Source organism: Streptomyces sp. CoH27 (assembly GCF_020181035.1).
In the GTDB taxonomy this organism is placed as follows: Bacteria; Actinomycetota; Actinomycetes; order Streptomycetales; family Streptomycetaceae; genus Streptomyces; species Streptomyces camelliae.
This window is the reverse complement of record NZ_JAIQYY010000007.1, coordinates 59,144-82,700: the sequence shown is the minus strand read 5'-3', so window position 1 is coordinate 82,700 and position 23,557 is coordinate 59,144. Positions and strand designations below refer to the sequence as shown.

Here is a 23,557-nt window from a genome sequence, read left to right as displayed (position 1 = left end):
CCCCCCCCCCCCCCCCCCCCGGACGGGGGCGGACGGCCGAGCTACTCGGCGAGGAACACCCAGCCGCGCTCCGCGGCGACCGTCTGCAGGATGCGGGCAGTGCGGCTGCCGCCCGCCGCGGTCACCGCGATGCGCTCGCGCGGGGGGCTGGTGGTGGGCAGCGGCCGCCACACCAGGTGCGGCTCCCGCTCGACCGCGCAGTGCGGCCGCAGGGCCACGAGGTCCGCGGTGGTCTGCAGCGCGTGCAGGAACAGGGCGTGCTGATCCTGGTCGACCGGGTGCAGCACCGAGTTCCAGCCGAGCCGGGCCAGATGCGCCGGCACGGTGTCCGCGAACCCGGGCGCGCAGCCCTCCTCGTACCACAGCAGGCGTTGGCGCGAGAGGTCCCGCCAGGTCAGCTCGGGGTGCGCGGCGAGCGGATGCTCCCGCGCCATGACGACGCCGAGGGGCTCGTCGCGGACCACGGCGCGCACCGCGTGCGGAATCGGGATCGGCAGCCGCACGATGCCGAAGGCGATCTCGCCGTGCCGCAGCAGCTCCCCCTGGTCCGCCGCGTCCACCGAGCGCATCCGCAGCTTCGTGCCGGCCTCGCCGCCGGGCGCGTGCCTGCCGGACAGCCCGTTCTGGACCTCGATGAGGACGTCGGCCGGCACTCCGCCGCACACGCCGACAGGCCAGATGCGCGGCGTGGGGGCGGCCGCGGCGATGGCGGAACGCAATTGACCCGGAATTCCTTGGATTTCCCGGAGAAAGGCCCGGCCGCCGGCCGTCAGTTCAACGCCGCGCGAACTGCGAATGAACAACGGGGCGCCCACGCGTTGTTCGAGGCGCCGGATCTGCTGACTGAGACTCGGCTGGGATATCCGGAGTTCCTGGGCGGCCGCCGACACGGTTCCGGCGCGCACCACGGTCAGGAAATACCGGAGGTGCCGCATGTCGAAGTCGTCGACCTCGCGTGCGTCGGACACCGCGCGGAGTACGCCGTCACCGCGCGGATCGGCATCCCGCGCATCTGGGTCCACGAGCCGCGAGGTGCGACGGCTCGTCCACTCGTCCAGCACGCTCATCTGGTTCCTCCCCAATCTCGTCGCCCGGCCCCGGGCAACGGATGCGCACACCGGGCCCCACCATGCCAGATCCCGGGCCGAAAATTCGTTCTCGAAGGTATTTTTTACGGCCCTGAAAGGGCACCGTCATCTCCGCTCGCCCGGCCGGGCCCGTCGGCCCCCGACAGCACGGCGAACAGCAGTCTCCACAACCTCTCCGCGCCGGGCCCTCCGCGCTCCTCGGCACATCCGGCGGGCGCGTGCAGCAGCCCGCACATCACGATCAACAACAGACTGGCGACGAGGCGCGGCGAGTGCGCGGGGAAGCCGCCGTCGCGCTGCGCCCGGCGGACCAGCTCCGCCAGGGCGTTGTGCACCTCCGCGAGGACATCGCCCAACGCCCGCGCCAGCACCGGGCAGTCGGACGCGAGCCGTACCGCGGCCCGCAGCCGTACGTCCGACTGGAGCCGGCCGGCGAGGCCCGCGACGACACCTTCGAGGACGCCGCCGGCGTCGGTGCTCGGGATGTCGTACTCGGTCCGCAGACTCACCCAGGTCCGCCGGGACTCGTCGATGAGCGCCCCGGCCAGCGACTTCTTGGAGGGGAAGTGCCCGTAGAGGGCCCCCTTCGTCATGCCGATGCGCTCGGCCACCGCGCTGAGCGTCGCCCTGCTGTATCCCTGTGCGGCGAACACCTCGGCCGCGGCCGTCAGCACCCTTTCCCTGGTGAGGCGCGCCCGATCCTGTTTGGCCATGTATGCCCCTCCTGTATCAAAGAGATCACATACATACCATCGGGCCGGAAGGTATCCGCAACCTCCCGTACGGACGTCTCACACCCGCTCCGCCCGCAGCGGTCCCCGGCGGGCTGGGACGACCGGCCAGCCGTGGTGTCTCGCGGCCTCGTGCAGCGCCGGGGAGTCCCCCACCACCACGGCGTTGCCCACCGCGCGGAGCAGGGCGAGGTCGCTCTCGTGGTCGCCGTATGCGTGGCAGTCGCCCGGGTCGGCGCCGCGCTCCCGCAGGATCCGGGTCGCGGCGTCGGCCTTGGCCCCGCCGATCATCGGACGGTCCACCTCGCCGGTCAGCACTCCGCCCGCGCTCACGACCAGTTCGGTGCAGAGGATCGCCGACGCCCCGAGGTCCTCGGCAAGCGGGGCCAGGAGCGGGCGCATCGAGCCGGAGACCAGCACGATCTCATGGCCGGCGGCCCGGTGTGCGGCGACGGCGTCGACCGCGGGCAGCACGAAGGCGGCACCGCCGCGCCGGTAGCCGTCGTACCATCGCCGGCCCGCGGCTTCGAGGGTGTCCAGCGGCACGCCCGCGTAGCGGCGGTAGTACCTGCGGTTCAGCTCCTCGCGGTCGCGGGTCGCCGCCGCCTCGGCCCGCAGCTCCCGCGTGTCGTCGGTGGTCCGCGCCGGGTGCGCGGCCGCCCAGTGCCGCCAGAACTCGATCATGCTCTTGTCGGCGATCAGGGTCTCGTCGACGTCGAAGAAGGCCAGGACGGGACGTGCGGTCCCTGCCGTCCGCGTCATCGGTCGCCCCCGCCCGCCAGGACCGCCTCCGCGTACGCGTCGGCCGCCGCGTCGAGGCCGAGGGCGCCGTGCGCCGCGGCCGTCGTGACATCCCGCCAGGCCCGCTGGGTCCGGCTGTCCCGGGACTGCGCCCGGAGGCCGGCCGCGCGGAAGAGGTCGTCGGCCACCGCACGGCACAGCGCGGCGGCGGTCGCCGCGTCCCGGCGGTTCTCGGCCACCGCGAGCGAAGTGATCTCCCCGCGGTCCGCGCGGTCGGCCGTGCCGTCGAGGAGCAGACCGGCGGCGTGGATCCTCGCGGAGGCGTCGGCCAGCAGCAGCTTCTGCCCGGACCTGGGCGCCGTGCCGTGCAGGCGCTCAGCCGTCCAGGCCCGCAGCGCCGCCCGTGCCGCGCCCACCACCGGCGCCGCGAAGATCGGCGCGGCGACCATCGGATACGGGACCCGGTGGCAGCGGGCCGCGTCGGGCAGCGGGCGCAGCAACGCGTCCAGGGTGAACGAGCGGTGGGCGGGCACGAGGAGACCGTCGGCCCGCACACTGTTGCTGCCGCTCCCCCGCAGGCCGACGGAGTCCCAGGTGTCCCGGACGCGGATCTCCGTGCGCGGCACGGCGAAGATCCGGTGCTCCTGCCCGCCGTCGGCGCCCGCTGTCAGCGAGGCCAGCAGCACCCATTCCGCGTGGTCGACGCCGCTGGCCGTGCCCCACTCCCCGTCCAGCCGCCAGCCGCCGGCCACGGCCACGGCGCGGCCCTGCGCGGGAACGATCGAGGCCGCGATACGGACGTCCGGGCCGTCCGCCCACAGGTCGCGCTGCCCCTGCTCGGGCAGGTAGGAGGCGAGCCTGCCGTGGGCCGCGTACAGCGCGGTGCACCAGCCGGCGGCGGCACAGGCCTCCGCAACGGCCGACGCGCCGGCCAGCAGCCCAGCGAACGTCCCGGCGCTCCCACCCCAGCGCACCGGCACGAAGTGACGCGCGAAGCCCGCGTCGACGATGGCCGCGGCAACGCCGGCGCCCAACCGCCGCCGCTCGTCGGCAGCCGCGGCATCCCGCCCCGCGACCTCGACGAGCCGCCTGCACGCATCGCCTCCGCCCCGGCCCACGCCCTCGCCCTCGCCCTCGCCGAGCCGACTGCGCGCATCGCTTCTGTCCCGACCAGCGGCCTCAACGCGCCTGCTGCGCACGTCACTTCCGTCCTCGCCCACCGGCTCGACGGGCCCGCCGCGCACATCGCTGCTGCCCCGACCGACCGGGCGGATCGGCCCCGCCTGCGCGCTCTCGCCGCCCCTGCCGGTGGACACGCTCTCAGCGTCCGGCGTTTTTCGGTCATTTCCCTGGTGTTCGACGGCCGGCTGTCCCGCGGTCAGCATGCTGTCTCCAGCTGCTTCCCGCAGGGGTGGGCGAGGGGGTGGCTCACCGTGGCGTGGGCGAGTTCGCGTTCGCCCTGGAGGGCGCGGAGTGTGAAGACGCCGGTGCCGCGGTCGGCCGGCTCGGCGGTGAGGGAGACCGGGAGGTCGAGTTCACCGAAGGCGGTGAACGTCACGGAGAGCAGCGTCGCGCCGCTCGCCCCCGGCCGGCGGTCGGCCGCGGCGACCCGTCCGGCCTGCCGGAACGCCTCCACGAGCGCCATGCCCGGCACATGGTCTGACTCGTGGTCGAAGAGCACCGGGTGCGCGCGGTCGAGCCGCAGCCACCAACGGTTCGCCCCCGGCGGGTCCAGCGGGTCGGCGGCGAGGAGGACGTCCCGCTCGACGAGCTGCCCGACGTCGGCCGGCCGCAGCGGAACGCGGGGCCGCTCGGCGCCCGACGACTCCGCTCCCGGCTCCTGCGCCCCGCGGCGCCGCACCAGGGCGTACCGGCGGGGCTGCATCGGCTCCCAGCACACTCCCACCGACCCCACTCGGCGGTGCCGCGCCAGGACATCGGCCCGGAGTTCCAGCTGCAGCCGCCGCGTGCCCTCGGCGGGAGGGCGGCAGTGCACGTCGAGTCCGACGGCGAGGTGCCCCGCGTCCACGGGCGGAAGCGTCTCGGAGAGGTCGACGGAGATCTCGCTCAGGACGAACGGCATCCCGTACGCGACGTCGAAGAAGCGGTGGGACAGGTGGATCGCGGCCTGCCGCGCGGTCTCCGCCAGGAGCACCGGGTCGGCCGAGGGCCCTTCGTGATGAGCGAGAAAGTGGTCCCGGCGCCACACGGCCGCGACCGCGAAGCGCTCGTCGCCGAGCCGCGCGGCGTCCGTCAGCAGGACCTCCGCTGCCGCTGCCTTGTGAACGGACTCGCACGGGACGCTCCGGTCGAAGTCCATCGCTCCCCAGTGGCGCTCGGGCCCCGGACGAACAGGATCGAGTCCAAGCTCAGGTATGCCGTGCACGCGCAGGCCTCCCCCATTCTTCGACGCATCCGGCCACGCGGCGCTATCGTCTTCCCTCGCCATGTGACCCCCTCCAGAAATATACCTGCGGGAAGGTATATTCAGGGGCTACTTTCCGCCACCGCACGTATGCACACCCCGAACGAGCCGACAGGACGTGCCCTCATGCCAGAGCCGCTAGCTCCCGCGTTCACCGCGAAGATGGGTCCCGCGAGGAGAGGTCCCGACCCCAAACAGGAGCGCTCCGCCAGAACGCGCCTGCAGGTCCTGCTGGGCGCCGCCGAGCTGTTCACCGAGCGGGGTTTCCGCCAGACGTCGGTCCAGGACGTGGCCGACCGGGTCGAGATGACCAAGGGCGCCGTGTACTTCCACTACCCGAACAAGGAGGCCCTGGCCGTGGCGATCGTGGAGGAGCACTATGCGCATTGGCCGAAATTGGTCGAGGAGGTCTCCAAGGAGGGTCTCAGCCCCTTGACCACCGCCGCACGCATGCTGGAGCGCGCGGCCCTGGCCTTCCAGGAGGACGTGATCGTGCAGGCCGGGGCCCGGCTCCAGATCGAACGCCCGCAGATCGACGCCGAGTTGCCCACCCCCTACGTCGACTGGATCGCGCTCCTGCGGTCCCTGCTGACCGCCGCCGAGGAGGCCGGCGAGCTGCGCCCGGGCGTCGAGCCGGAGCGGGCCGCGCGCTCCCTGGTGTCCGCGTTCTTCGGCTCGCAGCACGTTTCCGACGTGCTGAGCGGGCGCGCGGACGTCGTGGCGCGCTGGGCGGACCTGAGTGAGCTGCTCTTCCGCGCGATCCGGGCCGACTGAGCGCGGGGACGGCCGGCCGCCGTACGGAAGCGGGGGGCGGTGCACCACCGCCGTCCAGCGGTGCACCGCCCCCCGGGAGCGTGCCGTGTGCGCACGGCGTCTCAGGCCGGGTCCGTCACCTGGCGCCGGGTGGCGAGCACCACCAGACCGCCGATGACGGCCAGTCCCAGCAGGACGGCGCCGAAGATGGTGGCGCCGTTGGTCAGGCCCACCGCGTCGCTGAGGTAGCCGGCGGAGACGGGCAGGACGCCGGCGGGGATGTAACCGCCCACGTTCAGGGCGGCGTTGGCCTCGGCGAGGCGCTCCGGCGCGACACTGGAGTTGAGCAGCGACAGGCCGCCGAGCTGGCCCATGCCCTGGCCGGCGCCGGCCAGCAGCGCGGCGATGACGAGGACCGCGACCGTCGAGGTGTGCACGGCGATCACCAGCATGACCATGCTCAGCGCCGTGCTCACCGCGCCGGCCGTCAGGATGATGCGGCGGCGCAGCCGCTGGACGGCGAACTGCACCCCGGTGGCGGCGAGGAACATCACGAACGCCATGGCTCCCGCGACGATCCGGTTGGTGGTGCCGAGCAGCCCGGACAGCAGGGACGGGCCGAGCGAGAGCACGAAGGAGGTGGCGGTGATACCGGGGGCGAAGACCGCGATGCCGAGGAGGAGCTGACGGCCGTTGCCGCGCGGCACGCCGGGCACCCGCACCCAGGCGCCCTTGGCGCGCACCTCGGGCCGGCGCACGGGCATCCGCAGCACGCACAGCACCGCGCTGACCAGCAGGACGGCCTCGACGACGAAGACGGTGACGGTCGGTCCGGGCGCCACCTCGGAGAGCACGCCGGACAGCAGCGGGCCGAGCCCGGCGCCGAAGACCATCGCGCAGGAGGCGAGCAGCGCCGCGATCCGCTTGCGCTCGGGACCGGCGACGTCGGTCACCGCCGCCATGCCGGCCGAGACGACGGCGCCGACCGCGATGCCCGTGAACAGCCGGGCCACGATGAGCGCGGCCACACTGCCGGCGGTCGCGAAGATCAGGCAGGCGGCGAGGGCGAGCCCCAGCGCGGGCAGCAGCACGGGCTTGCGGCCGATCCGGTCGGAGACGACGCCGGAGACCAGCAGCGAGCCGATGAGGCCGACGATGTAGAAGGCGAACACCACGGTCAGGGTGCCCTTGGAGAAGCCGATGTCGCGCTGCCACAGCACGTACAGCGGTGTCGCCGCGTTCGACAGCACGAAGACGGCTGTCACCGGCCAGGCGGCCAACCACACCCACCACAGCGGCGCGACGGACGGCCTGCCGGTGCCGGCGGTGTCCGCGTCTCGCCTCCCGTGGAGGGCCTGGACTGATGTGGTCCGGGTCTCGGACATGACTGTTCCTCCGATCTTGCCTGCCGACTCCCCCGGCAGTACGAGTCGAGTCGAACTTAGCATGCAGTACGATCGGAGTCGTACATAGGAATAGCGTCATGAGGAGTTGCCTATGCCCCCGACCGCGGCGCCCGCAGCCGCCATCAAAGTGCTGCCCGAACCGTCTGACCTGCCCGAACCACTGCCGGAGCCGGCGGTCGAGGAGCTGCGTCTGGAGACCGTGCTCGGCGCGCTCAGCGACCCGCTACGGCTGACAATCGTCCGAAAACTCCTCCTGGAGTCGGAGGACTTCGACCACACATGCGGTTGGTTCGGGCTCGACCGGCCCAAGTCGTCGCTGACGCACCACTTCAAGGCGCTGCGCGAGGCGGGCATCACCCGGCAGCGCCAGTACGGGCTGGAACGCCGCAGCCATGTCCGCGTGGCCGACCTCAACGCCCGGTTCCCCGGCCTTCTCGACCTGGTGGCGGGCTGGACGCCGCGGCCGGACCACCCCTAGCCGGGACCGCCGGTGGCCGGCCCGGCCCAGCCGCCGGACCCGCTCACAGCGCCTCCGCGCCCCGGGTCTTCAGGGACTGGTCGTACTGCTGGAGGACCCACAGCTCGTTGCGTACGGCGGCCAGTTCGGCCGGGTCGCCGCCCGCTTCCAGGCGGCGGACGGTGATCTGGATCTCCTGGACCCGGCGGGCCACGGCCCGGCGGCGGACCGTCACCAGTTGTTCGCCGGCGTAGGCCTCGTCGACCGTGCGGCGCATGATCGCCTCCACGGCCAGCTCGGTGACCATGGCGCGGACCGTGTCGTCCGGGGCGGCCTCGCGGACCCGGACCAGGTACTCCTGGCTGTCCCCCATGCCGTACTCGGCGCCGCCCGCGTCCAGGATGGCCTGGCGTACGGCGGCGTAGGGGGCGGCGGTGAACTCGTCCACGCCGTACGCGTCGAAGGCCGGGGAGACCAGCTCCGGGCGCTGCAGGGCGAGCTTGAGCAGTTCGCGTTCGGTGGCGTAGATGGGGTTGCGGAGCTGGAGCGCGGGGCCCGCCGTGGCGGGGCGGGCGGCGGCCTCGTACTGCTGCGGACCCGCCGGGGCGGGGCCCTTGCCGCCGCGCTCGCGCGCCCAGCGGGCCAGCTGGGCCACCCGCTTGACCACGAACTGCGTGTCGAGGATGCCGAGCATGCCGGCCAGCTCGACGGCGACCTCGTGCTGCGCGCCGCTGTTCTTGATCCGGGCGACGATCGGTGCCGCCTCGTCCAGGGCGGCGGCGCGGCCCGCCGGGGTGTCGAGGTCGTAGCGGTTCACGATCTGGCGCAGCGCGAACTCGAACAGCGGCGTGCGCGGCTCGGCCAGGTCGGCCACCGCCTCGTCGCCCTTGGCGAGGCGCAGTTCGCACGGGTCCATGCCGTCCGGCGCGATCGCGATGTAGGTCTCGGCGGCGAACTTCTGGTCGTCCTCGAAGGCGCGCAGGGCGGCCTTCTGCCCGGCCGCGTCACCGTCGAAGGTGAAGATCACCCGGGCCGAGCCGTTGTCCATGAGGAGCCGGCGCAGGATCTTGATGTGCTCGCCGCCGAAGGCCGTACCGCAGGTCGCGATGGCCGTCGTCACCCCGGCCAGGTGGCACGCCATGACGTCCGTGTAGCCCTCGACGACGACGGCCCGGCTGGACTTGGCGATGTGCTGCTTCGCCAGGTCGATGCCGTAGAGGACCTGCGACTTCTTGTAGATCGCCGTCTCGGGGGTGTTCAGATACTTCGGGCCGTTGTCCGCCTCGTAGAGCTTGCGCGCGCCGAAGCCGACGACCTCGCCGCCGATGTCCCGGATGGGCCACATCAGGCGGCCCCGGAAGCGGTCGATGGGGCCGCGCCGGCCCTCCTGGGACAGCCCGGAGAGGATCAGCTCCTTGTCGCTGAAGCCCTTGCCGCGCAGATAGCGGGTGAGGTGGTCCCAGCCCTGGGGGCTGTAGCCGACGCCGAAGTGGACGGCGGCGGCCTGGTCGAAGCCGCGCTCGGCGAGGAAGATCCGGCCGGTCTCGGCCTCGGCGCTGCCGGCCAGCTGCTCGGCGTACCACTGCGCGGCGATCTTGTGCGCCTCGACCAGGCGGATCCGCTCGCCGCGCTGGTGGGCCGGGTTGTACCCGCCCTCCTCGTAGCGCAGTGTGATGCCGGCCTGCGCGGCGAGCCGCTCCACCGCCTCGGAGAAGGACAGGTGGTCCACCTTCATCACGAAGGTGATGGTGTCGCCGCCCTCCTGGCAGCCGAAGCAGTGGAAGAGTCCCTTGCTCGGGCTGACCTGGAAGGACGGCGACTTCTCGTCGTGGAACGGGCACAGGCCCTTGAGGTTGCCGCCGCCCGCGTTGCGCAGCTGGAGGTACTCGGAGACCACGGCGTCGATCGGGACCGCGTCCCGTACCGCCTTCACGTCCTCGTCGTTGATCCGTCCTGCCACGAGGTGATTCTACGGGGCGGGACTGACACACCCGGGGCGCGCTGACCGACCCCCCGGCCGGGGGTCCGGCCCGCCGCGCAGCGGCAATCGGATGCAGCGCCCCCGGGAATTGCAGCACGGGGGTGCTGTGACAGTCCTGGTCCTCAGGACGTCAGGCTGTCCAGCGGTACGTGCGGGTCGGCCAGCTGCTCCACGTTCACCTGGGCCTCGGAGCGGATCAGTTTCTGGATGTGCTCTGTGACATCCCACACGTTCACGTTCATCCCGGCCAGCACGCGCCCTTCCTTCAGCCAGAACGCGATGAACTCCCGTTTGCCGGCGTCGCCCCGGATGACCACCTCGTCGTACGACCCGGGCGGCGCCCAGCCGCTGTACTCCATCCCCAGGTCGTACTGGTCGGTGAAGAAGTAGGGCACGCGGTCGTACGCCACCTCCTGGCCGAGCATCGCGCGGGCGGCGGCCGGTCCGCCGTTCAGGGCGTTGGCCCAGTGCTCCACCCGGACCTGGGTGCCGAACCGGGCGAGCGGGAAGTTCGCCACGTCGCCGGCCGCGTAGATGTCGGGGTCGGAGGTGCGCAGCCGCTCGTCGACCACGATGCCGCCGCCGAGCGCCCGGTCCGCGATCTCCAGGCCCGCCGCCTCCGCGAGGCCGACGCGGGGGGCCGCGCCGATCGCGGCGAGCACGTCGTGCGCCGGGTGCTCCTCACCGTCGTCGGTGCGGACCGCGAGAACCATGCCGTCCTGGCCAACGATCTCGGTCAGCTGCCGCCCGAAGTGGAAGCGGACGCCGTGTTCGCGGTGCAGCTCGGCGAAGACGCCGCCCAGCTCGGGGCCGAGGACGCCGTGCAGGGGGGTCGGCTGCGGCTCGATCACCGTGACCTCCGCGCCGTACTCGCGGGCCGCCGCCGCGACCTCCAGGCCGATCCAGCCGGCGCCCGCGATCACCAGGTGCCCGTTGTCCCGGCCCAGGGAGGCCAGCACGCCCTTGAGCCGCTCGGCGTGCGCGAGCCGGCGCAGATGGTGCACGCCCGCCAGGTCCGTGCCGGGGATGTCGAGGCGGCGCGGCTCGGCGCCGGTGACCAGCAGCAGCTTGTCGTAGCGGACGAGCGTGCCGTCGTCGCCGAAGCGGACCGTCTTCGCCGCACGGTCGATACGGTCGACGAACTGGCCGAGGTGCAGCTCGATGTCGTTGCGCGCGTACCAGGCGGGCTCGTGCACGAAGACGCTGTCGCGCTCCTCCTTGCCGAGCAGATAGCCCTTGGACAGCGGCGGGCGCTCATAGGGGTGGTCGCGCTCGTCACTGATCAGTATCACCCGGCCGCTGAAGCCCTCCGCCCGGAGCGTCTCGGCCGCCTTCGCGCCGGCGAGACCGCCCCCGACGATGACGAATGTCTGATCCGCGTCGACCACTTGATGCCTCCTCGTAAGGGTGCCGCCATAGGGGAGCGTCCCGCACGCGGCGTGCTGCGGGAAGAGGGAGTGACCCGATCAGGCCAGGACCGGTCACGTACCTCCCACATATGCCCCGTCGGTTCACATGTGCCCGGTCAGTCTCGCGTGCAGGGACAGCGCGGAGGCGTCGGTGAGCAAGGCGATCTGGTCCACGATCACCCGCTTGCGCGCGTGGTCGTCGCCTGCCCCGTCGAACAGGGCCCGAAACTGCGGATCAAGACCGTCCGGCGCGCGGGCCGTGAGCGCCTCCGCCAGCTCCGCCACGATCACCCGCTGGTCCGCGCGCAGCCGCTCCTGCTCGGCACGCTGCATCACATACCGGTCCGCGACCGCCTTGAGCACCGCGCACTCCGTCCGGGTCGCACGGGGTACGACGAGTTCGGCGCCGTAGCGGGTGAGCCGGCCGCTGCCGTACGCGGCGCGCGTGGCGCCCTCGGCGGCCAGGCAGAACCGGCCGATCAGCTGGCTGGTGGCGTCCTTGAGGCGGGCCTGCGCGACCGCTGTGCCGTCGTAGCCGTGCGGCCACCACTCCTCGTCCTGGAGGCGGTCGAGGGCGGCGGACAGTTCGGCCGGGTCGGTGTCCGCCGGGACGTAGCGGCCGATGGCCACCGCGAACACCGCCTGCCGCTCGGGCTCGGCGTGCAGGCAGTTGGGGTCGATGTGCCCGGCGTGCAGACCGTCCTCGACGTCGTGCACCGAGTACGCCACGTCGTCCGACCAGTCCATGACCTGCGCCTCGAAGCAGATGCGGGTGCCGGGGGCGGACGCCCTGACCCAGTCGAACACCGGGCGGTCGTCCTCGTACACGCCGAACTTCCGCGACGCCGGGTCGGTGGGATGGGTGCCGCGCGGCCACGGGTACTTGGTGGCGGCGTCGAGGGTGGCGCGGGTGAGGTTGAGGCCGACGGAGCGGGTGCCTCCGGCGATGAAGCGTTTGGGCTCGATCCGGGTCAGGAGCCGCAGGGACTGGGCGTTGCCCTCGAAGCCGCCGCAGTCGTCCGCGAAGTCGTTCAGCGCCTGTTCGCCGTTGTGGCCGAAGGGCGGGTGGCCGAGGTCGTGGGCGAGGCAGGCGGCCTCCACCAGGTCCGGGTCACAGCCGAGGGCCGCGCCGAGCTCTCGGCCCACCTGGGCGCATTCGAGGGAGTGGGTGAGGCGGGTGCGGGGGCTGGCGTCCCACGCGCTGGCGCTGCGCTGGCCTGGGGTGACGACCTGGGTTTTGCCGGCGAGGCGTCGTAGCGCGGCGGAGTGGAGGATGCGGGCGCGGTCTCGTTGGAAGGCGGTGCGGCCTGGGCGTTTGTCGGGCTCTGGGGCGTAGCGTTCCAGGGCGGCTGGGACATAGCTGAGTGCGGTGCCTTCCATGGGTCGACACTAAGCCCACTCGTCTGCCGGGATCTGTTATCGCGCGGCTACAGGTTGTATGTGGTTACTCGCGCCCACGCGGCGGAGCCGCACATGGATACAGCCCCGCGCCCCTTTACGCTGCTGCCGCCCACGGCGTCGACACGCTCTCCTCATAACGGTTCAGGATCAAGCGCGCCATCGCCGGATGGTTCCCCAGCGGCGCCGCAGCGATCCACGGCGCTGCCTGCGCGCACTGCGTCGCGAAACGCCCCGGTGCGGTGAAGTACGACGCGATCGCCACCCGGTGTCGGCCGCGTGCCGCCAATGCACGCAGCGCCGTCGGGACGGTCGGGGTCGCCGCCGAGGCGTAGGCGGGGAGGACCGGGACGCCCAGGCGGGTGGCAAGGAGGCGGGCGGTGCGGCGGGTGTCCGTGGCCGAGTCGGGGTCGCGGGAGCCCGCTGCCGCGAGGATCACCGCACTGTCCCGGCGCTCGGCGGCGTCCGGGGCCGTCGGCCAGCCGGCCTCCAGCAAGCGGTCGTGGAGGGCCTCCGCCAGGAGGGAGTGCGGGCCCAGCGGGGGTGCCACGCGGGCGCGCACCCGGGCCGTGGCCGCCATCTCGGGGATGTCCTGCTTGACGTGGTAGCCCCGGCTGAGCAGGAGCGGCACCAGGACGGCGGGGGTGTCGCCGAGAGCCGCGAGGGTGTCCGGGAGCAGGGGCTCGTTCAGTTCGATGTGGCCCAGGTGGACGGCCAGGCCGGGGCGCAGCTCGCGTATGCGGTCCATGAGCGTCGTCACCGTCGCGAGCGCGCACCGGTCCCTGCTGCCGTGGGCGACCAGGACCAGGGCCGGTGGGGCCGGGGCGAAATACGGGTGCGACGGTGTCATGGACCGATGGTGGCGAGGGTACGTTGCGTGGCCGTTGCCTGGCCGTCACGGGTATTTTCCATGGGTTCACCTCGTACGCATGCGCGATGTGAGGCGAACCGGATCGGGGCCGGCAGCGTCCTCCATGGTCGGAACCGTTCACCGGGACCGAATGGGGGCCGTATGGGGGACCGAAGGGTGGGCCGTATGAAGATCCGTCGACCGCGGCTGCCGCGCACCCGTGCCGGGCAGCGGCGGCTGGTGCAGGCCGTGATGGCCGGGTGTGTGCTGGCGCTGCTGCCGGTGACCTGGCTGTACGTGTCCACGGCGGACCGGCTGCGGACGACCGCCGACGCGCCCGCCGCACCGGTCGCCGTGGTCTTCGGGGCGGGGCTGTGGAACGGGCAGCCGTCGCCGTACCTGGCGAACCGGCTGGACGCGGCCGCGACCCTGTACAGGGAGGGGCGGGTGAAGGTCCTCCTCGTCACCGGCGACAACAGCCGGAAGGACTACGACGAGCCCGACGCCATGCGCGCCTATCTGACCCGGCACGGGGTGCCGGGCGAGCGGGTCGTCCGCGACTACGCCGGGTTCGACACCTGGGACTCCTGTGTACGGGCCCGGGAGATCTTCGGGGTGGACCGGGCCGTGCTGGTCAGCCAGGGCTTCCACATCCGGCGGGCCGTGGCCCTGTGCGAGGCGGCGGGGATCGACGCGTACGGCGTCGGGGTCGACGAGAAGCACGACGTGACCTGGTTCTACGGCGGCACCCGCGAGGTCTTCGCGGCAGGCAAGGCGGCGCTGGACACCGTGTTCCATCCGGACCCGGAGTTCCTCGGGCCGAAGGAGACGGGGGTCGCACGGGCGCTGGCAGCGCGGTGATCCGCACCGCGGGCATTCTCACCGCGGGCCGGGCCGGGTGGGGAGGCCGGCGTCCCTGGCGTGTAACCGGCAGTGGTCCGGTGCCGTAACACGCCGGAAGCACGCTGGACGGCATGGACACCATCTCCTCGACGCCCACCCACTGCCCGTACTGCGCCCTGCAGTGCGGAATGAACCTCACGCCCCTGGCAGAGGGTGGCGTCGAGGTCTCCGAGCGGGCGGACTTCCCCGTCAATCAGGGCGCGCTGTGCGGCAAGGGGCGTACGGCCGCCGAGGTGCTGGCGCCGGGGGTGCGGCTGACCTCGCCGCTGGTGCGCAGGAACGGCCGGCTGGTGGAGGCCGGCTGGACGGAGGCCCTGGACCTGGTCGCCGAGCGGCTCGGGAGCACGCGAGCGGCGTACGGCGCCGACGCGCTCGGGGTCTTCGGCGGGGGCGGGCTGACGAACGAGAAGGCGTATACGCTCGGCAAGTTCGCGCGAGTGGTGCTCGGCACCTCGCAGATCGACTACAACGGCCGCTTCTGCATGTCGTCCGCCGCGGCCGCCGGCACGCTGGCGTTCGGCCTGGACCGGGGGCTGCCGTTCCCGCTGGCGGACATCCCGAAGACCGGGTGCGTGATCCTGGTCGGCTCCAATCTCGCCGAGACCATGCCGCCGTCGCTGCGCTACTTCCGCGAACTGCGCGAGAACGGCGGCACGTTGATCGTCGTCGACCCGCGCCGGACCCGTACCGCCGAGCAGGCCGACCTGCATCTCGCACCCCGGCCGGGCACCGATCTCGCCCTGGCTCTGGGCCTGTTGCACCTGGTGGTGGCCGAGGGGCGGACGGACGAGGCGTACATCCGGGAGCGGACCACCGGCTGGGCCGAAGCCCGCGCGGCGGCGATGGCGCACTGGCCGGAGTACGTGGAGCGGATCACGGGGGTACCTGTTCCCCGACTGCGCGAGGCCGTACGGCTGTTCTGCGAGCCGGAGGCGGCGATGGTGCTCACCGCGCGCGGGCCGGAGCAGCAGTCCAAGGGCACGGACACCGTCGGTGCGTGGATCAACCTGTGCCTGGCGACGGGGCGCGCGGGGCGGCCGCTCAGCGGCTACGGCTGTCTGACCGGGCAGGGCAACGGGCAGGGCGGGCGCGAACACGGCCAGAAGGCCGACCAGTTGCCCGGCTACCGCAAGCTGGACGACCCGGCGGCCCGGCGGCATGTGGCCGAGGTGTGGGGCGTCGCACCGGACAGCCTGCCGGGGCCGGGGCGCAGCGCGTACGAGCTGCTGGACGCCCTGGGCAAGGACATCCGCGCGCTGCTGCTGATGGGCTCCAACCCGGTGGTGTCGGCGCCCCGCGCGGCGCACATCGAGGAACGCATCAAGTCCCTTGATTTCCTTGCCGTGTGTGACGTCGTGCTGTCGGAGACGGCCGAGCTGGCGGACGTCGTACTGCCGGTCACCCAATGGGCGGAGGAGACGGGCACGACGACCAGTCTGGAGGGCCGGGTGCTGCTGCGCCGCCAGGCGGTCACCCCGCCGCCCGGCGTCCACAGCGACCTGTACGTCCTGCACGAGCTGGCCGCGCGCCTCGGTGTGGAGAAGGGCTTCCCGACCGACCCCGAGGAGGTCTTCACCGAGCTGCGCCGGGCCAGCGCGGGCGGACCGGCGGACTACTCCGGCATCACCTACCGGCGGCTGGCGGAGGAGGACGGGGTGTTCTGGCCGTGCCCGGAACCGGCGGAGACCGGCCCGGGCACGGGCCGCCCGGAGCGCTCCGTCGCCGGTGCCGGAGCAGACCGCTCTGTCGCCGGTGCCGGAGCAGACCGCTCTGTCGCCGGTGCCGGAGCAGACCGCTCTGTCGCCGGTGCCGGAGCAGACCGACCGGAGCCCGCCGAGGACGTCTCCGACACGGCCGGTCCGGAGCCCCTCGAAGCGACCCCCGGCGTGCTCCACCCCGGCACGCCCCGCCTCTTCCTGGACCGGTTCGCCACCGACGACGGCCGCGCCCGCTTCGCGAACGTCACCCACCGCCCCACGGCCGAGGAACCGGACGCCGAGTACCCCCTGATCCTGACCACCGGCCGGGTGGTCGCGCAGTACCAGTCGGGCGCCCAGACCCGGCGCGTCACCGAGCTGAACACCGCCGCCCCCGGCCCCTTCGTGGAGCTGCACCCCCGGCTCGCGGCCCGGATCGGCGCGGCCGAGGGGGATCCGGTGACCGTGGTCTCCCGCCGGGGCCGGGCCACCGCGCCCGCCCGGATCACCTCCGCCATCCGCCCGGACACCCTCTTCATGCCCTTCCACTGGCCGGGCGCGGGCCGCGCCAACACCCTGACCAACCCGGCGCTCGACCCGACGTCCCGGATGCCGGAGTTCAAGTCGTGCGCGGTACGGGTGGAGACGGCGGCCGAGGCCACCTGACCCGAGCTCCGGCGGGTGACCGGCTGACGTAGATTGCCGGTATGGCTGCCATCGAACAGTTCGACCTCGACGCCTACCTGGACCGCATCGGCCGGCAGGGCGGCCGACAGCCCGGCCTGGAGACGCTGCGGGGCGTCCACCTGGCGCACGCGCTGTCGCTGCCGTTCGAGAACCTGGACCCGCTGAGCGGCCGGGCGCCTTCGCTGGCGCCCGGCGATCTCATGGCGAAGATGATCCACGGTCCGCGTGGCGGCTACTGCTACGAGCACAACACGCTGATGTGGCTCGCCCTGGAGGCCCTCGGCTTCCGGGTCGGCGGGCTGGCCGCGCGGGTGGTACTGGGCGCCCCGACGCCCTGGAGCCGGCCGCGCACCCACATGATGCTGCGGGTCGAGGTCCCGGGTGAGCCGGAGCCGTATCTGGCGGACGTGGGCTTCGGCGCGTCCGGCTCGCTCCTGGTACCGATCCCGCTGATCACCGGCACCGAGTCGGAGGGCGCCGGCCGCCGGCACAGGCTGCTGCCGCTGCCGTCCGAAGGGCCCCTGGAGCTCCTGGAGTTGCAGGCGTACGACCGTCAGGAGGGGGCCTGGGTGGGCCAGTACGCGTTCACCCTGGAGCCGTTCGCCGCCTCCGACTACGAGGTGTTCAACTGGCACGTCGGCACCAATCCCCGCTCCCCCTTCACCCGGCGCCCGTATCTCCAGCGGACCACCGCCGAGCGTCATCTCGCCCTGGACGGCGACCGGTTGACCGAGACCCGCGCCGACGGGACCGTGACCGAGCACAAGCTGTCGGACGAGGAGGAGGCGCGGCGCGTGGTGGAGGAGGAGTTCGGGATCACCGTGCCGGAGGGGCTGACGCTGCTGGGCTGAGTCAGCCGCGGGCCAGCCAGTCGCCGGTCTCGATGCGGGTGCCGGTGGCGCGCAGGTGGGCGGCGATGCGCGGGGCGGCGAGGTAGACCCAGGCGGGGGTGGTGGTGCCGTCGGCGCGCAGGACGGGGCGGCTGACGCGTTCGTAGAGGTTGCGGGGGTCGCCCGGGATGTACTCCTCCAGCCGGTCCAGCGCGGTGAGCAGGGTGTCGTACGACTCCGGGCGGGCGGTGACCAGTTCGCCCCGGACCTCGCTGCCCGGTGCGTCGACGGCGTAGGGGTAGCCGGGGCCGTCGTAGAGCGCCGCGTCCGGGAGGCGGGCGGGTTCCTCGGCGGTGGTGCGGCCCCGCAGGAACAGGTCGTGGTTGGCCTCGCCGGGGCGCAGGGTGCCGTAGACGAAGAAGGGCAGCGGGGACCCGGGGTGCGGAGTGATCACGGAAGCGATTCTGTATCCCCGTCCGGTTCTCACACATCCCCACAGAGGCGCTATGGACACGCCTTGTCATGCCCACTTAAATCTGTCGTCATCAGCGCCATCCCCACACCTACTGGCGCCTTCCCAAGGAGACAGATGACCCGGATACGGCAGCACGTCCGAGGATCCCGCCGCCTCACCACCACCGCCGGTGTCGCCCTCACCACCGCGACCCTGCTGACCGTCGCCCTCTCCCCCACCGCCCACGCCGACCCGAGACCGACCAGGGCGGGCGCGATCCAGAACGCGGCCTCGGCACTCCTGGCCCACGCCGCCGGCCTGGGCCTGACCTCCGCCGAGAGCACCAGCGTCCGTGACGTGATCGTGGACAAGGACGGCACCCAGCACGTCCGCTACGACCGCACCTACCGCCGACTCCCGGTACTGGGCAGTGACTTCGTGGTCCACCTGCAGAAGGACGGCAGCTACCGCGGCGCCGACCGGGCGACCCGGAGCACGATATCCCTCGCCTCCGTCACCCCGGAGATATCCGCTCCGAAGGCCGCCGACCTCGCCGTGAACGCCCTGCGCGCCGTCCACCTCGGGAACGCGCTGAAGCAGGTGAAGGCCAAGCCGGAGCTGATCGTCGACGCCCTGCACGGCACCCCGAAGCTGGCCTGGCGCACCAACGCGGTCGGCCGGGACTCGCTCGGCAACCCGGTCGCCCGCACGGTACTCACCGACGCCCGCACCGGCCGGCAGATCGACGCCTGGGACAGCATCGAGACCGCCGCCGGCGACGGCCGGTCGCTGTACAGCGGGACGGTGCCGCTGCAGACGACCCCGTCGGGATCGTCGTACAACCTCACCGACCCGACGCGCGGCGGCACCTACACCGGTGACGCGGCGAACCAGACCGACCTGTGCATCTTCGGGATCTGCATCAGCCGGGCGCCGGCGACGGTGTTCACGGACTCCGACAACCACTGGGGCAACGGCACCACCTCCGACCGCGCATCAGCCGCCGTCGACGCCCAGTACGGCACCAACATGACCTGGGACTTCTACAAGAACATCCTGGGCCGCAACGGCATCGCCGGCGACGGCAAGGGCTCGTTCAACCGCGTCCACTACGGCAACAGCTACAACAACGCCTTCTGGGACGACAGTTGCTTCTGCATGACGTACGGCGACGGTGACGGAACCACCTTCGGCCCGCTGGTCGCACTCGATGTCGCCGGGCACGAGATGACCCACGGCGTCACGGCCAAGACGGCCGCGCTGACCTACTCGGGCGAGTCCGGCGGACTCAACGAGGCCACCTCCGACATCCTCGGCACGATGGTCGAGTGGTACGCGAACAGCCCCTCCGACCCCGGTGACTACCTCATCGGCGAGAAGATCGTGAAGTCCGGCTTCGGCAAGACCGCCCTGCGCTACATGGACCAGCCGTCGAAGGACGGCAACTCGGCGGACTACTGGAGTTCGTCGGTCGGGAATCTCGACGTCCACTACTCCTCCGGTGTCGCCAACCACTTCGCCTATCTCCTGGCGGAGGGCAGCGACCCGAAGACCATCAACGGCGTCAGCTACAACTCGCCGACGTACAACGGCTCCACGGTCACCGGCATCGGCCGCGACAAGGTCGCCCAGATCTGGTACCGGGCGCTGACGGTCTACATGACGTCCTCGACCAACTACGCGGGTGCGCGGACGGCGACCCTCAACGCCGCGAGGGATCTGTACGGCGCGGGGAGTACGGAGTACAACGCGGTGGCGGCGGCGTGGAGCGCGGTCAACGTCAACTGAGCCAGCCGGGTACGGGACACGGCCGCCCGGTCCGGGGACCGGGCGGCCGTTGCTCACAGTCCGGGAACCAGCCTGACCACGGTGACGGTGAGAACCGAGCCGGAGACGTAGTAGAGCACGATGGCGCCCAGAACGGTCGCCTCGCGACGGTCGCGATCGCCCTGGACGGCGGTCGATCCGTGCCCGTAGGGATCGCGGCCGAGGGTCCGCGCCATCGCGCTCTTGAACGCCTCGGCATTCCGCATCTTGGCCAGGGTGTCATCGGCCGGCGGCGCGTAGGCGATGCGGTAGCTCAAGCGACGCCCCGCCTCTCGGCCTCGTCGGCGGCGAGTCGCGTCAGCAGCGCTTCGGCCTCGGGATCGGGTACGGCTTCCAGCATCCAGTGCCGCATGACAGCGTGGATCTCATACACTCCGGCCCCGTTGATGGCCCGGTCGAACTCCTCGCGGCGCTCCTCGGGGAGGGCCGCGCGGATGTCGGGGATGCTGTTGGGGACTTCGACCTCGACGCCGCCTACGAAGGTCCTGAGCGGTTCGGCCATCGTTGTCCTCCCTTGGTGCGCGGATTGTCCGGGCTCACCGTAGTCGGCCGGGGCCACCTGGCGTACGACGTCCAGCTCGCACCAGACCGTCTTGCCGACGGCGAGTTCCCTTACGCCCCATCGGTCGGCGACCTCCCGCACGATGAGGAGTCCGCGCCCGAACATGTCGCCTTCCACCGCGACGCGCGGGCTCGGCCGTAACTCGCCCTTCGGGTCGGACACGGAGATCCGTACGGCCCGCTCGGTGAGGGTCAGTTCGACGCGGAAGAGTCGGTCGCGCAGGCATCCGTGGAGTACGGCGTTACCGCCCAGCTCGGAGACCAACAGGGCCACGTCAGCGGCGAGTTCGGGGTGACCCCACTCGGCGAGGAGCCGGTGGGCTCTTCGGCGGGCCAGGGTCACGCTCCTGGGGAACGGGGTGTAGTCGAGACGGTCGTGACGCAGGGGTTTCTCGGGGGCGGTCATGCCGCGCACCTCCACTGCTGTGTGATCGATACGTCACGGAAGGTAGCGAGGGCACGCCTCCATCACAAGCTATCTATGGAGGAATTCATCCATTCGAGGTTTGCAAGGGGCTCGACACAGGGCCCAGACTGATCGCCGTGAGCACACAACAGATGACTCAGGGCAACAGCACGTCCTCGGTCCTTGGGCGCCGACTTGGCGGCGAACTTGCCAAGTTGCGCATCGCAGCCGGTCTTACGCAGGGCCATGCCGCCAAGACGTTGACGGCCTCCACGACCAAAGTGGCCAAGATGGAGGGTGGCTGGGTGTCGATGCGGGCCCCGGACATCCACGCATTGTGTGAGCTGTACGGGGTTCGGGATCCGCATGTTGTCGGGGGACTCCTGGAGCTGGCCAGGATCGACCGCGAGCGGCGTAAGGCGAAGGGGTGGTGGGACGACTACAACATGCCTGGCGTCATGCAGGAGTATGTTGCGCTTGAGAGCGCAGCAACGACAATCATGGCGTGGCAACCTGCGTTCATCCCAGGTCTACTGCAAACGCCCGAGTACGTACGAGGCTTGCGGGAGGACCCTGCGGCAAAGGTCGCCAAGGGGCCCGGGCCGGACGAGGAGTTCATCGCGGCACGTCTCGCTCGCCGACGACGCCTGACCGACGAACCGCCGCTCTCGCTCCGCGTGGTGATCTACGAAGCAGTCCTGCGCAACTTCCCCGGCGGCACAACCACAGCCAGGGGCCAACTCGAAGAACTGGCGAGAATGGCCGACCTGCCGAGCGTCAGCCTGCGTATCTTCCCCTTCAGCGCTGGTACCCACCCTGGTCTTGTTGGCTCGTTCAACGTCCTTTCGTTTGCTGAGCCGGGAGCCATGGACGTCGTGTACCTGGAGGCCCCCTTTATCCAACGGTGGGTAGAGGGCGGCGAGACAGCGGCCGACTACGCTGAGCTGTTCGAATCGATTGCCGCACGCTCCCTCGACGAGCGGGAGTCGGTGTCGTTCCTTCAACAGCTACGCAAGAGATTGTGAGCCATGCCTGACTTCGAATTCCGCAAGTCCAGTTACAGCAACGAGGCGGCCGAGTGCGTCGAGGTCGCCACCAACATCCCCACCACCATCGCCGTCCGCGACTCCAAGAACCCCACCGGCCCCTCCCTCCGCCTCGCTCCAGCCACCTGGACGTCATTCTGGACGGCCCTTCGCAAAGGGAGGCTGTAGCCCCAGGCCGTCAGTCGCCGTACTCCCGCAGCAACGCGATCATGTGCCGGATCTTCTGTACCGCGTCGTCCGGCACAGGGTCCGGGTTGAAGTGCATCAAGTCGTTGCGGATCTCGCGCAGTTCGTCGACGCGCTTGTCGAAGACCTTCCTGTCGAGCGGCCAGCCCAGCCTCTCCCACGCGTCCCTGTTCTGGAGGATGCGCTGGTAGTCCCCGATGGACAGGTCGTCGAAGGAGGTGATCTCCCGGTCTCCGTCCGGGGCGCAGAGCGCGGCGGCGTACTCGACTTCGAAGGCGTCGGAGAGGATCCGCCGGAGCCTCTGGTCGAACTCGCCGATCAGGAAGAACGGCGTCGCCAGGGACCCATAGGCCGCGGCGACGTCGTTGGCCGTGACGATCCCGGCGATCGTGTTCGTCTGATCCCGGACCAGTACGAAGTCGAAGTCGGCGAGCAGCGGCAGGACGTCGATCAGGTGCTGGTCATACAGGACCTCGCGGGCCCGGATGATCGCTTTGGCGAACGGGGCGGCCGGATCGGCGTGCCGGGCGCGGGCTATCGATTCCCATGTGACAGCGCCGCGGAGGTTGCGGGTCCCAGCCAGAACGGGCAGTTGGGAGTAGCCGTTGATGGCCATCTCGGTGATGGCTTCCTCGAACGTCGCGGACGGGGAGACGGCCGCAACGCCGGCGAGCGCCGAGGGCAAGTTGCCGACCGTGAGACCGATGACCGGGGTGTCCTCTTCGTCGCGGGGAGCGGGGACTGCCGCAACGGGGCTGATCTCCACTTCCTCTTCCTTGTCCGCATTCACCGGGGCGCCGACGAGGGTGACTTTGGCGTCGAGGTTCACGGCTTCGAAGTCCGGCGACGTCGACAAACTGTGGTTGTCCAGTTCGGCGACAATCTGGCGGCTGATGAGGTAACCGCGCCTCACAGCTCCCCACCAGCCGAGCAGGTCCCGTACCGGCAGAGTGACGGGATCCCCCTGCTCTGCCGCTTCCCTGGCCTTCTTCAGCCACTCGTGGCGGGCCGTGGAAGATTCGACGGAGTCCTCGCCGTCGGACGCCTGTTCTGCGACGGAATCAAGGAGTCGTTGCCGCAGTGCGTCCAGCATCGTGCCGTCGTCCAAGGCCCAGGCGTGCCAGCCGTCGAAGGACCCTGCGCCCACAGCCGCTATGGCCGCGCTGGAGGGTGATCTGAACTGCTGCCCGTCGGCCAACTCGATCAGGTAGTCACTCGTCACACATGCGGCATGCTTTTCGCCCACTCGCGGCCGCTCGAAGGTGAGCCGTGCGCCCACTTCGAGGAGCCCCGCCTTCACGAGGTCCGAGATGCCGACCCGCCGTCCCGCCAGCAGGTACGACGCCCGCCCTTGGGAGTCGTCCGAACCGGCATCGGCCGCGAAGTCTGTCATACGTATCTCTCCTCAGGCTGGTTCAGGGCACCCGTGTCCCGCAGCAACGACAGAGCCGATCATCACAGAAGTCCCCCAGGATGCGCACGGATTCCGTACGGCCTCACACAAGGAGAGGCCACCAAGTCCGGTTCCCGTTCTGGCGATTCGGTGGAGCCTCGCGGACCGCATGGCGGAGGTCCGGGCGAGACCCGGCGACCGCGCCGACGGGCACGTGTAGCCACTGGCGAGCAGCGAGCCGAGTATCGCGACGCCGAGGGCCGCGCCCGACTGCTGGACGATGCCGTTCAGGGCCGAGCCGACGCCCGCCTTCTCCGGCGGGATCGTG

Annotated in this window: 22 protein-coding genes and 1 pseudogene; 8 read left to right on the top strand and 15 right to left on the bottom strand. The window is 71.6% G+C overall.

All coding sequences use genetic code 11. The annotated features are described in order from the left end of the window. Positions 1 to 41 precede the first annotated feature (41 nt). The 5 genes from LE548_RS12765 to LE548_RS12745 form a co-directional block, all read right to left on the bottom strand. Positions 42 to 1,067, bottom strand: a complete 1,026-nt coding sequence (locus LE548_RS12765; protein ID WP_225096902.1) for a LysR family transcriptional regulator — start codon at positions 1,065 to 1,067, stop codon at positions 42 to 44. Positions 1,068 to 1,171: 104 nt separating this feature from the next. Next, on the bottom strand, positions 1,172 to 1,801 hold the full coding sequence (locus tag LE548_RS12760; RefSeq protein WP_225096901.1) for a TetR/AcrR family transcriptional regulator: 630 nt from the start codon (positions 1,799 to 1,801) through the stop codon (positions 1,172 to 1,174). Between the two features lie 78 nt (positions 1,802 to 1,879). Next, entirely contained in the window at positions 1,880 to 2,581 is a 702-nt protein-coding gene (locus LE548_RS12755; protein WP_225096900.1) for an HAD family phosphatase, read from the bottom strand. Next, entirely contained in the window at positions 2,578 to 3,876 is a 1,299-nt protein-coding gene (locus tag LE548_RS46000) for an oxidoreductase (protein ID WP_225096899.1), read from the bottom strand. The genes LE548_RS12755 and LE548_RS46000 overlap by 4 nt, the downstream gene beginning before the upstream one ends. Before the next feature lie 62 nt (positions 3,877 to 3,938). Then, on the bottom strand, positions 3,939 to 4,880 hold the full coding sequence (locus LE548_RS12745; RefSeq protein WP_225096898.1) for a ScbA/BarX family gamma-butyrolactone biosynthesis protein: 942 nt from the start codon (positions 4,878 to 4,880) through the stop codon (positions 3,939 to 3,941). 231 nt (positions 4,881 to 5,111) lie between these two features. Between LE548_RS12745 and LE548_RS12740 the strand changes: the two genes are divergently transcribed. Then, the gene (locus LE548_RS12740; protein WP_225096897.1) at positions 5,112 to 5,759 is read left to right on the top strand and encodes a ScbR family autoregulator-binding transcription factor; all 648 of its coding nucleotides are present in this window, start codon (positions 5,112 to 5,114) and stop codon (positions 5,757 to 5,759) included. A 101-nt stretch (positions 5,760 to 5,860) separates the two neighbouring features. Here LE548_RS12740 and LE548_RS12735 read toward each other — a convergent pair whose 3' ends face one another. Next, on the bottom strand, positions 5,861 to 7,123 hold the full coding sequence (locus LE548_RS12735; protein WP_225096896.1) for an MFS transporter: 1,263 nt from the start codon (positions 7,121 to 7,123) through the stop codon (positions 5,861 to 5,863). Positions 7,124 to 7,235: 112 nt separating this feature from the next. On the opposite strand from LE548_RS12735, the gene LE548_RS12730 reads away from it, so the two are divergent. Next, positions 7,236 to 7,622, top strand: a complete 387-nt coding sequence (locus tag LE548_RS12730) for a helix-turn-helix transcriptional regulator (protein WP_225096895.1) — start codon at positions 7,236 to 7,238, stop codon at positions 7,620 to 7,622. Between the two features lie 43 nt (positions 7,623 to 7,665). Here the strand turns inward: LE548_RS12730 and dnaG are convergent, their stop codons facing one another. The 4 genes from dnaG to LE548_RS12710 form a co-directional block, all read right to left on the bottom strand. Then, positions 7,666 to 9,561, bottom strand: a complete 1,896-nt coding sequence (gene dnaG / locus LE548_RS12725) for a DNA primase (RefSeq protein WP_225096894.1) — start codon at positions 9,559 to 9,561, stop codon at positions 7,666 to 7,668. Positions 9,562 to 9,704: 143 nt separating this feature from the next. Then, positions 9,705 to 10,970 carry an FAD-dependent oxidoreductase gene (locus LE548_RS12720; protein ID WP_225096893.1) on the bottom strand — a complete coding sequence of 422 codons (1,266 nt, stop codon included), beginning with the start codon at positions 10,968 to 10,970 and terminating at the stop codon, positions 9,705 to 9,707. Positions 10,971 to 11,093: 123 nt separating this feature from the next. Further along, entirely contained in the window at positions 11,094 to 12,371 is a 1,278-nt protein-coding gene (locus LE548_RS12715) for a deoxyguanosinetriphosphate triphosphohydrolase (protein ID WP_225096892.1), read from the bottom strand. 115 nt (positions 12,372 to 12,486) lie between these two features. Beyond that, on the bottom strand, positions 12,487 to 13,239 hold the full coding sequence (locus LE548_RS12710; protein ID WP_225096891.1) for a sirohydrochlorin chelatase: 753 nt from the start codon (positions 13,237 to 13,239) through the stop codon (positions 12,487 to 12,489). Positions 13,240 to 13,425: 186 nt separating this feature from the next. Between LE548_RS12710 and LE548_RS12705 the strand changes: the two genes are divergently transcribed. The 3 genes from LE548_RS12705 to LE548_RS12695 all read left to right on the top strand — a co-directional run bounded on the left by LE548_RS12705 (position 13,426) and on the right by LE548_RS12695 (position 17,377). Beyond that, a complete protein-coding gene (locus LE548_RS12705) occupies positions 13,426 to 14,100 on the top strand; it encodes an ElyC/SanA/YdcF family protein (RefSeq protein ID WP_263636032.1) in 675 nt (224 codons plus the stop codon). Positions 14,101 to 14,213: 113 nt separating this feature from the next. Continuing rightward, entirely contained in the window at positions 14,214 to 16,505 is a 2,292-nt protein-coding gene (locus LE548_RS12700) for a molybdopterin oxidoreductase family protein (RefSeq protein ID WP_225096890.1), read from the top strand. 41 nt (positions 16,506 to 16,546) lie between these two features. Further along, complete coding sequence (locus tag LE548_RS12695) at positions 16,547 to 17,377, top strand: arylamine N-acetyltransferase (RefSeq protein WP_225096889.1); 831 nt, start codon at positions 16,547 to 16,549, stop codon at positions 17,375 to 17,377. Between the two features lies 1 nt (position 17,378). On the opposite strand, the gene LE548_RS12690 is transcribed toward LE548_RS12695, so the two are convergent. Further along, complete coding sequence (locus LE548_RS12690; RefSeq protein WP_374116070.1) at positions 17,379 to 17,810, bottom strand: gamma-glutamylcyclotransferase family protein; 432 nt, start codon at positions 17,808 to 17,810, stop codon at positions 17,379 to 17,381. A 135-nt stretch (positions 17,811 to 17,945) separates the two neighbouring features. Between LE548_RS12690 and LE548_RS12685 the strand changes: the two genes are divergently transcribed. Further along, positions 17,946 to 19,598, top strand: a complete 1,653-nt coding sequence (locus LE548_RS12685; protein ID WP_225096888.1) for a M4 family metallopeptidase — start codon at positions 17,946 to 17,948, stop codon at positions 19,596 to 19,598. Positions 19,599 to 19,651: 53 nt separating this feature from the next. On the opposite strand, the gene LE548_RS12680 is transcribed toward LE548_RS12685, so the two are convergent. From LE548_RS12680 to LE548_RS12670, 3 genes and pseudogenes are all read right to left on the bottom strand, one after another. Further along, entirely contained in the window at positions 19,652 to 19,894 is a 243-nt protein-coding gene (locus LE548_RS12680) for a hypothetical protein (RefSeq protein ID WP_225096887.1), read from the bottom strand. Continuing rightward, positions 19,891 to 20,139 (bottom strand): hypothetical protein, encoded by a 249-nt coding sequence (locus LE548_RS12675; protein WP_225097152.1) that lies wholly within the window; start codon positions 20,137 to 20,139, stop codon positions 19,891 to 19,893. Before LE548_RS12675 ends, LE548_RS12680 begins: the two co-directional genes overlap by 4 nt. 93 nt (positions 20,140 to 20,232) lie before the next feature. Next, positions 20,233 to 20,604 (bottom strand): annotated as a pseudogene (locus tag LE548_RS12670) (ATP-binding protein); the annotation flags it as partial. A 137-nt stretch (positions 20,605 to 20,741) separates the two neighbouring features. Here LE548_RS12670 and LE548_RS12665 point away from each other — a divergent pair. Both LE548_RS12665 and LE548_RS12660 read left to right on the top strand, forming a co-directional pair. Next, complete coding sequence (locus LE548_RS12665) at positions 20,742 to 21,629, top strand: helix-turn-helix transcriptional regulator (RefSeq protein WP_225096886.1); 888 nt, start codon at positions 20,742 to 20,744, stop codon at positions 21,627 to 21,629. A gap of 3 nt (positions 21,630 to 21,632) precedes the next feature. Beyond that, positions 21,633 to 21,818: a DUF397 domain-containing protein gene (locus LE548_RS12660; RefSeq protein ID WP_225096885.1), complete on the top strand. Its 186-nt coding sequence runs from the start codon at positions 21,633 to 21,635 to the stop codon at positions 21,816 to 21,818. A 10-nt stretch (positions 21,819 to 21,828) separates the two neighbouring features. Here the strand turns inward: LE548_RS12660 and LE548_RS12655 are convergent, their stop codons facing one another. Next, positions 21,829 to 23,229 carry a CBS domain-containing protein gene (locus tag LE548_RS12655; RefSeq protein WP_225096884.1) on the bottom strand — a complete coding sequence of 467 codons (1,401 nt, stop codon included), beginning with the start codon at positions 23,227 to 23,229 and terminating at the stop codon, positions 21,829 to 21,831. Between the last annotated feature and the right edge of the window lie 328 nt (positions 23,230 to 23,557).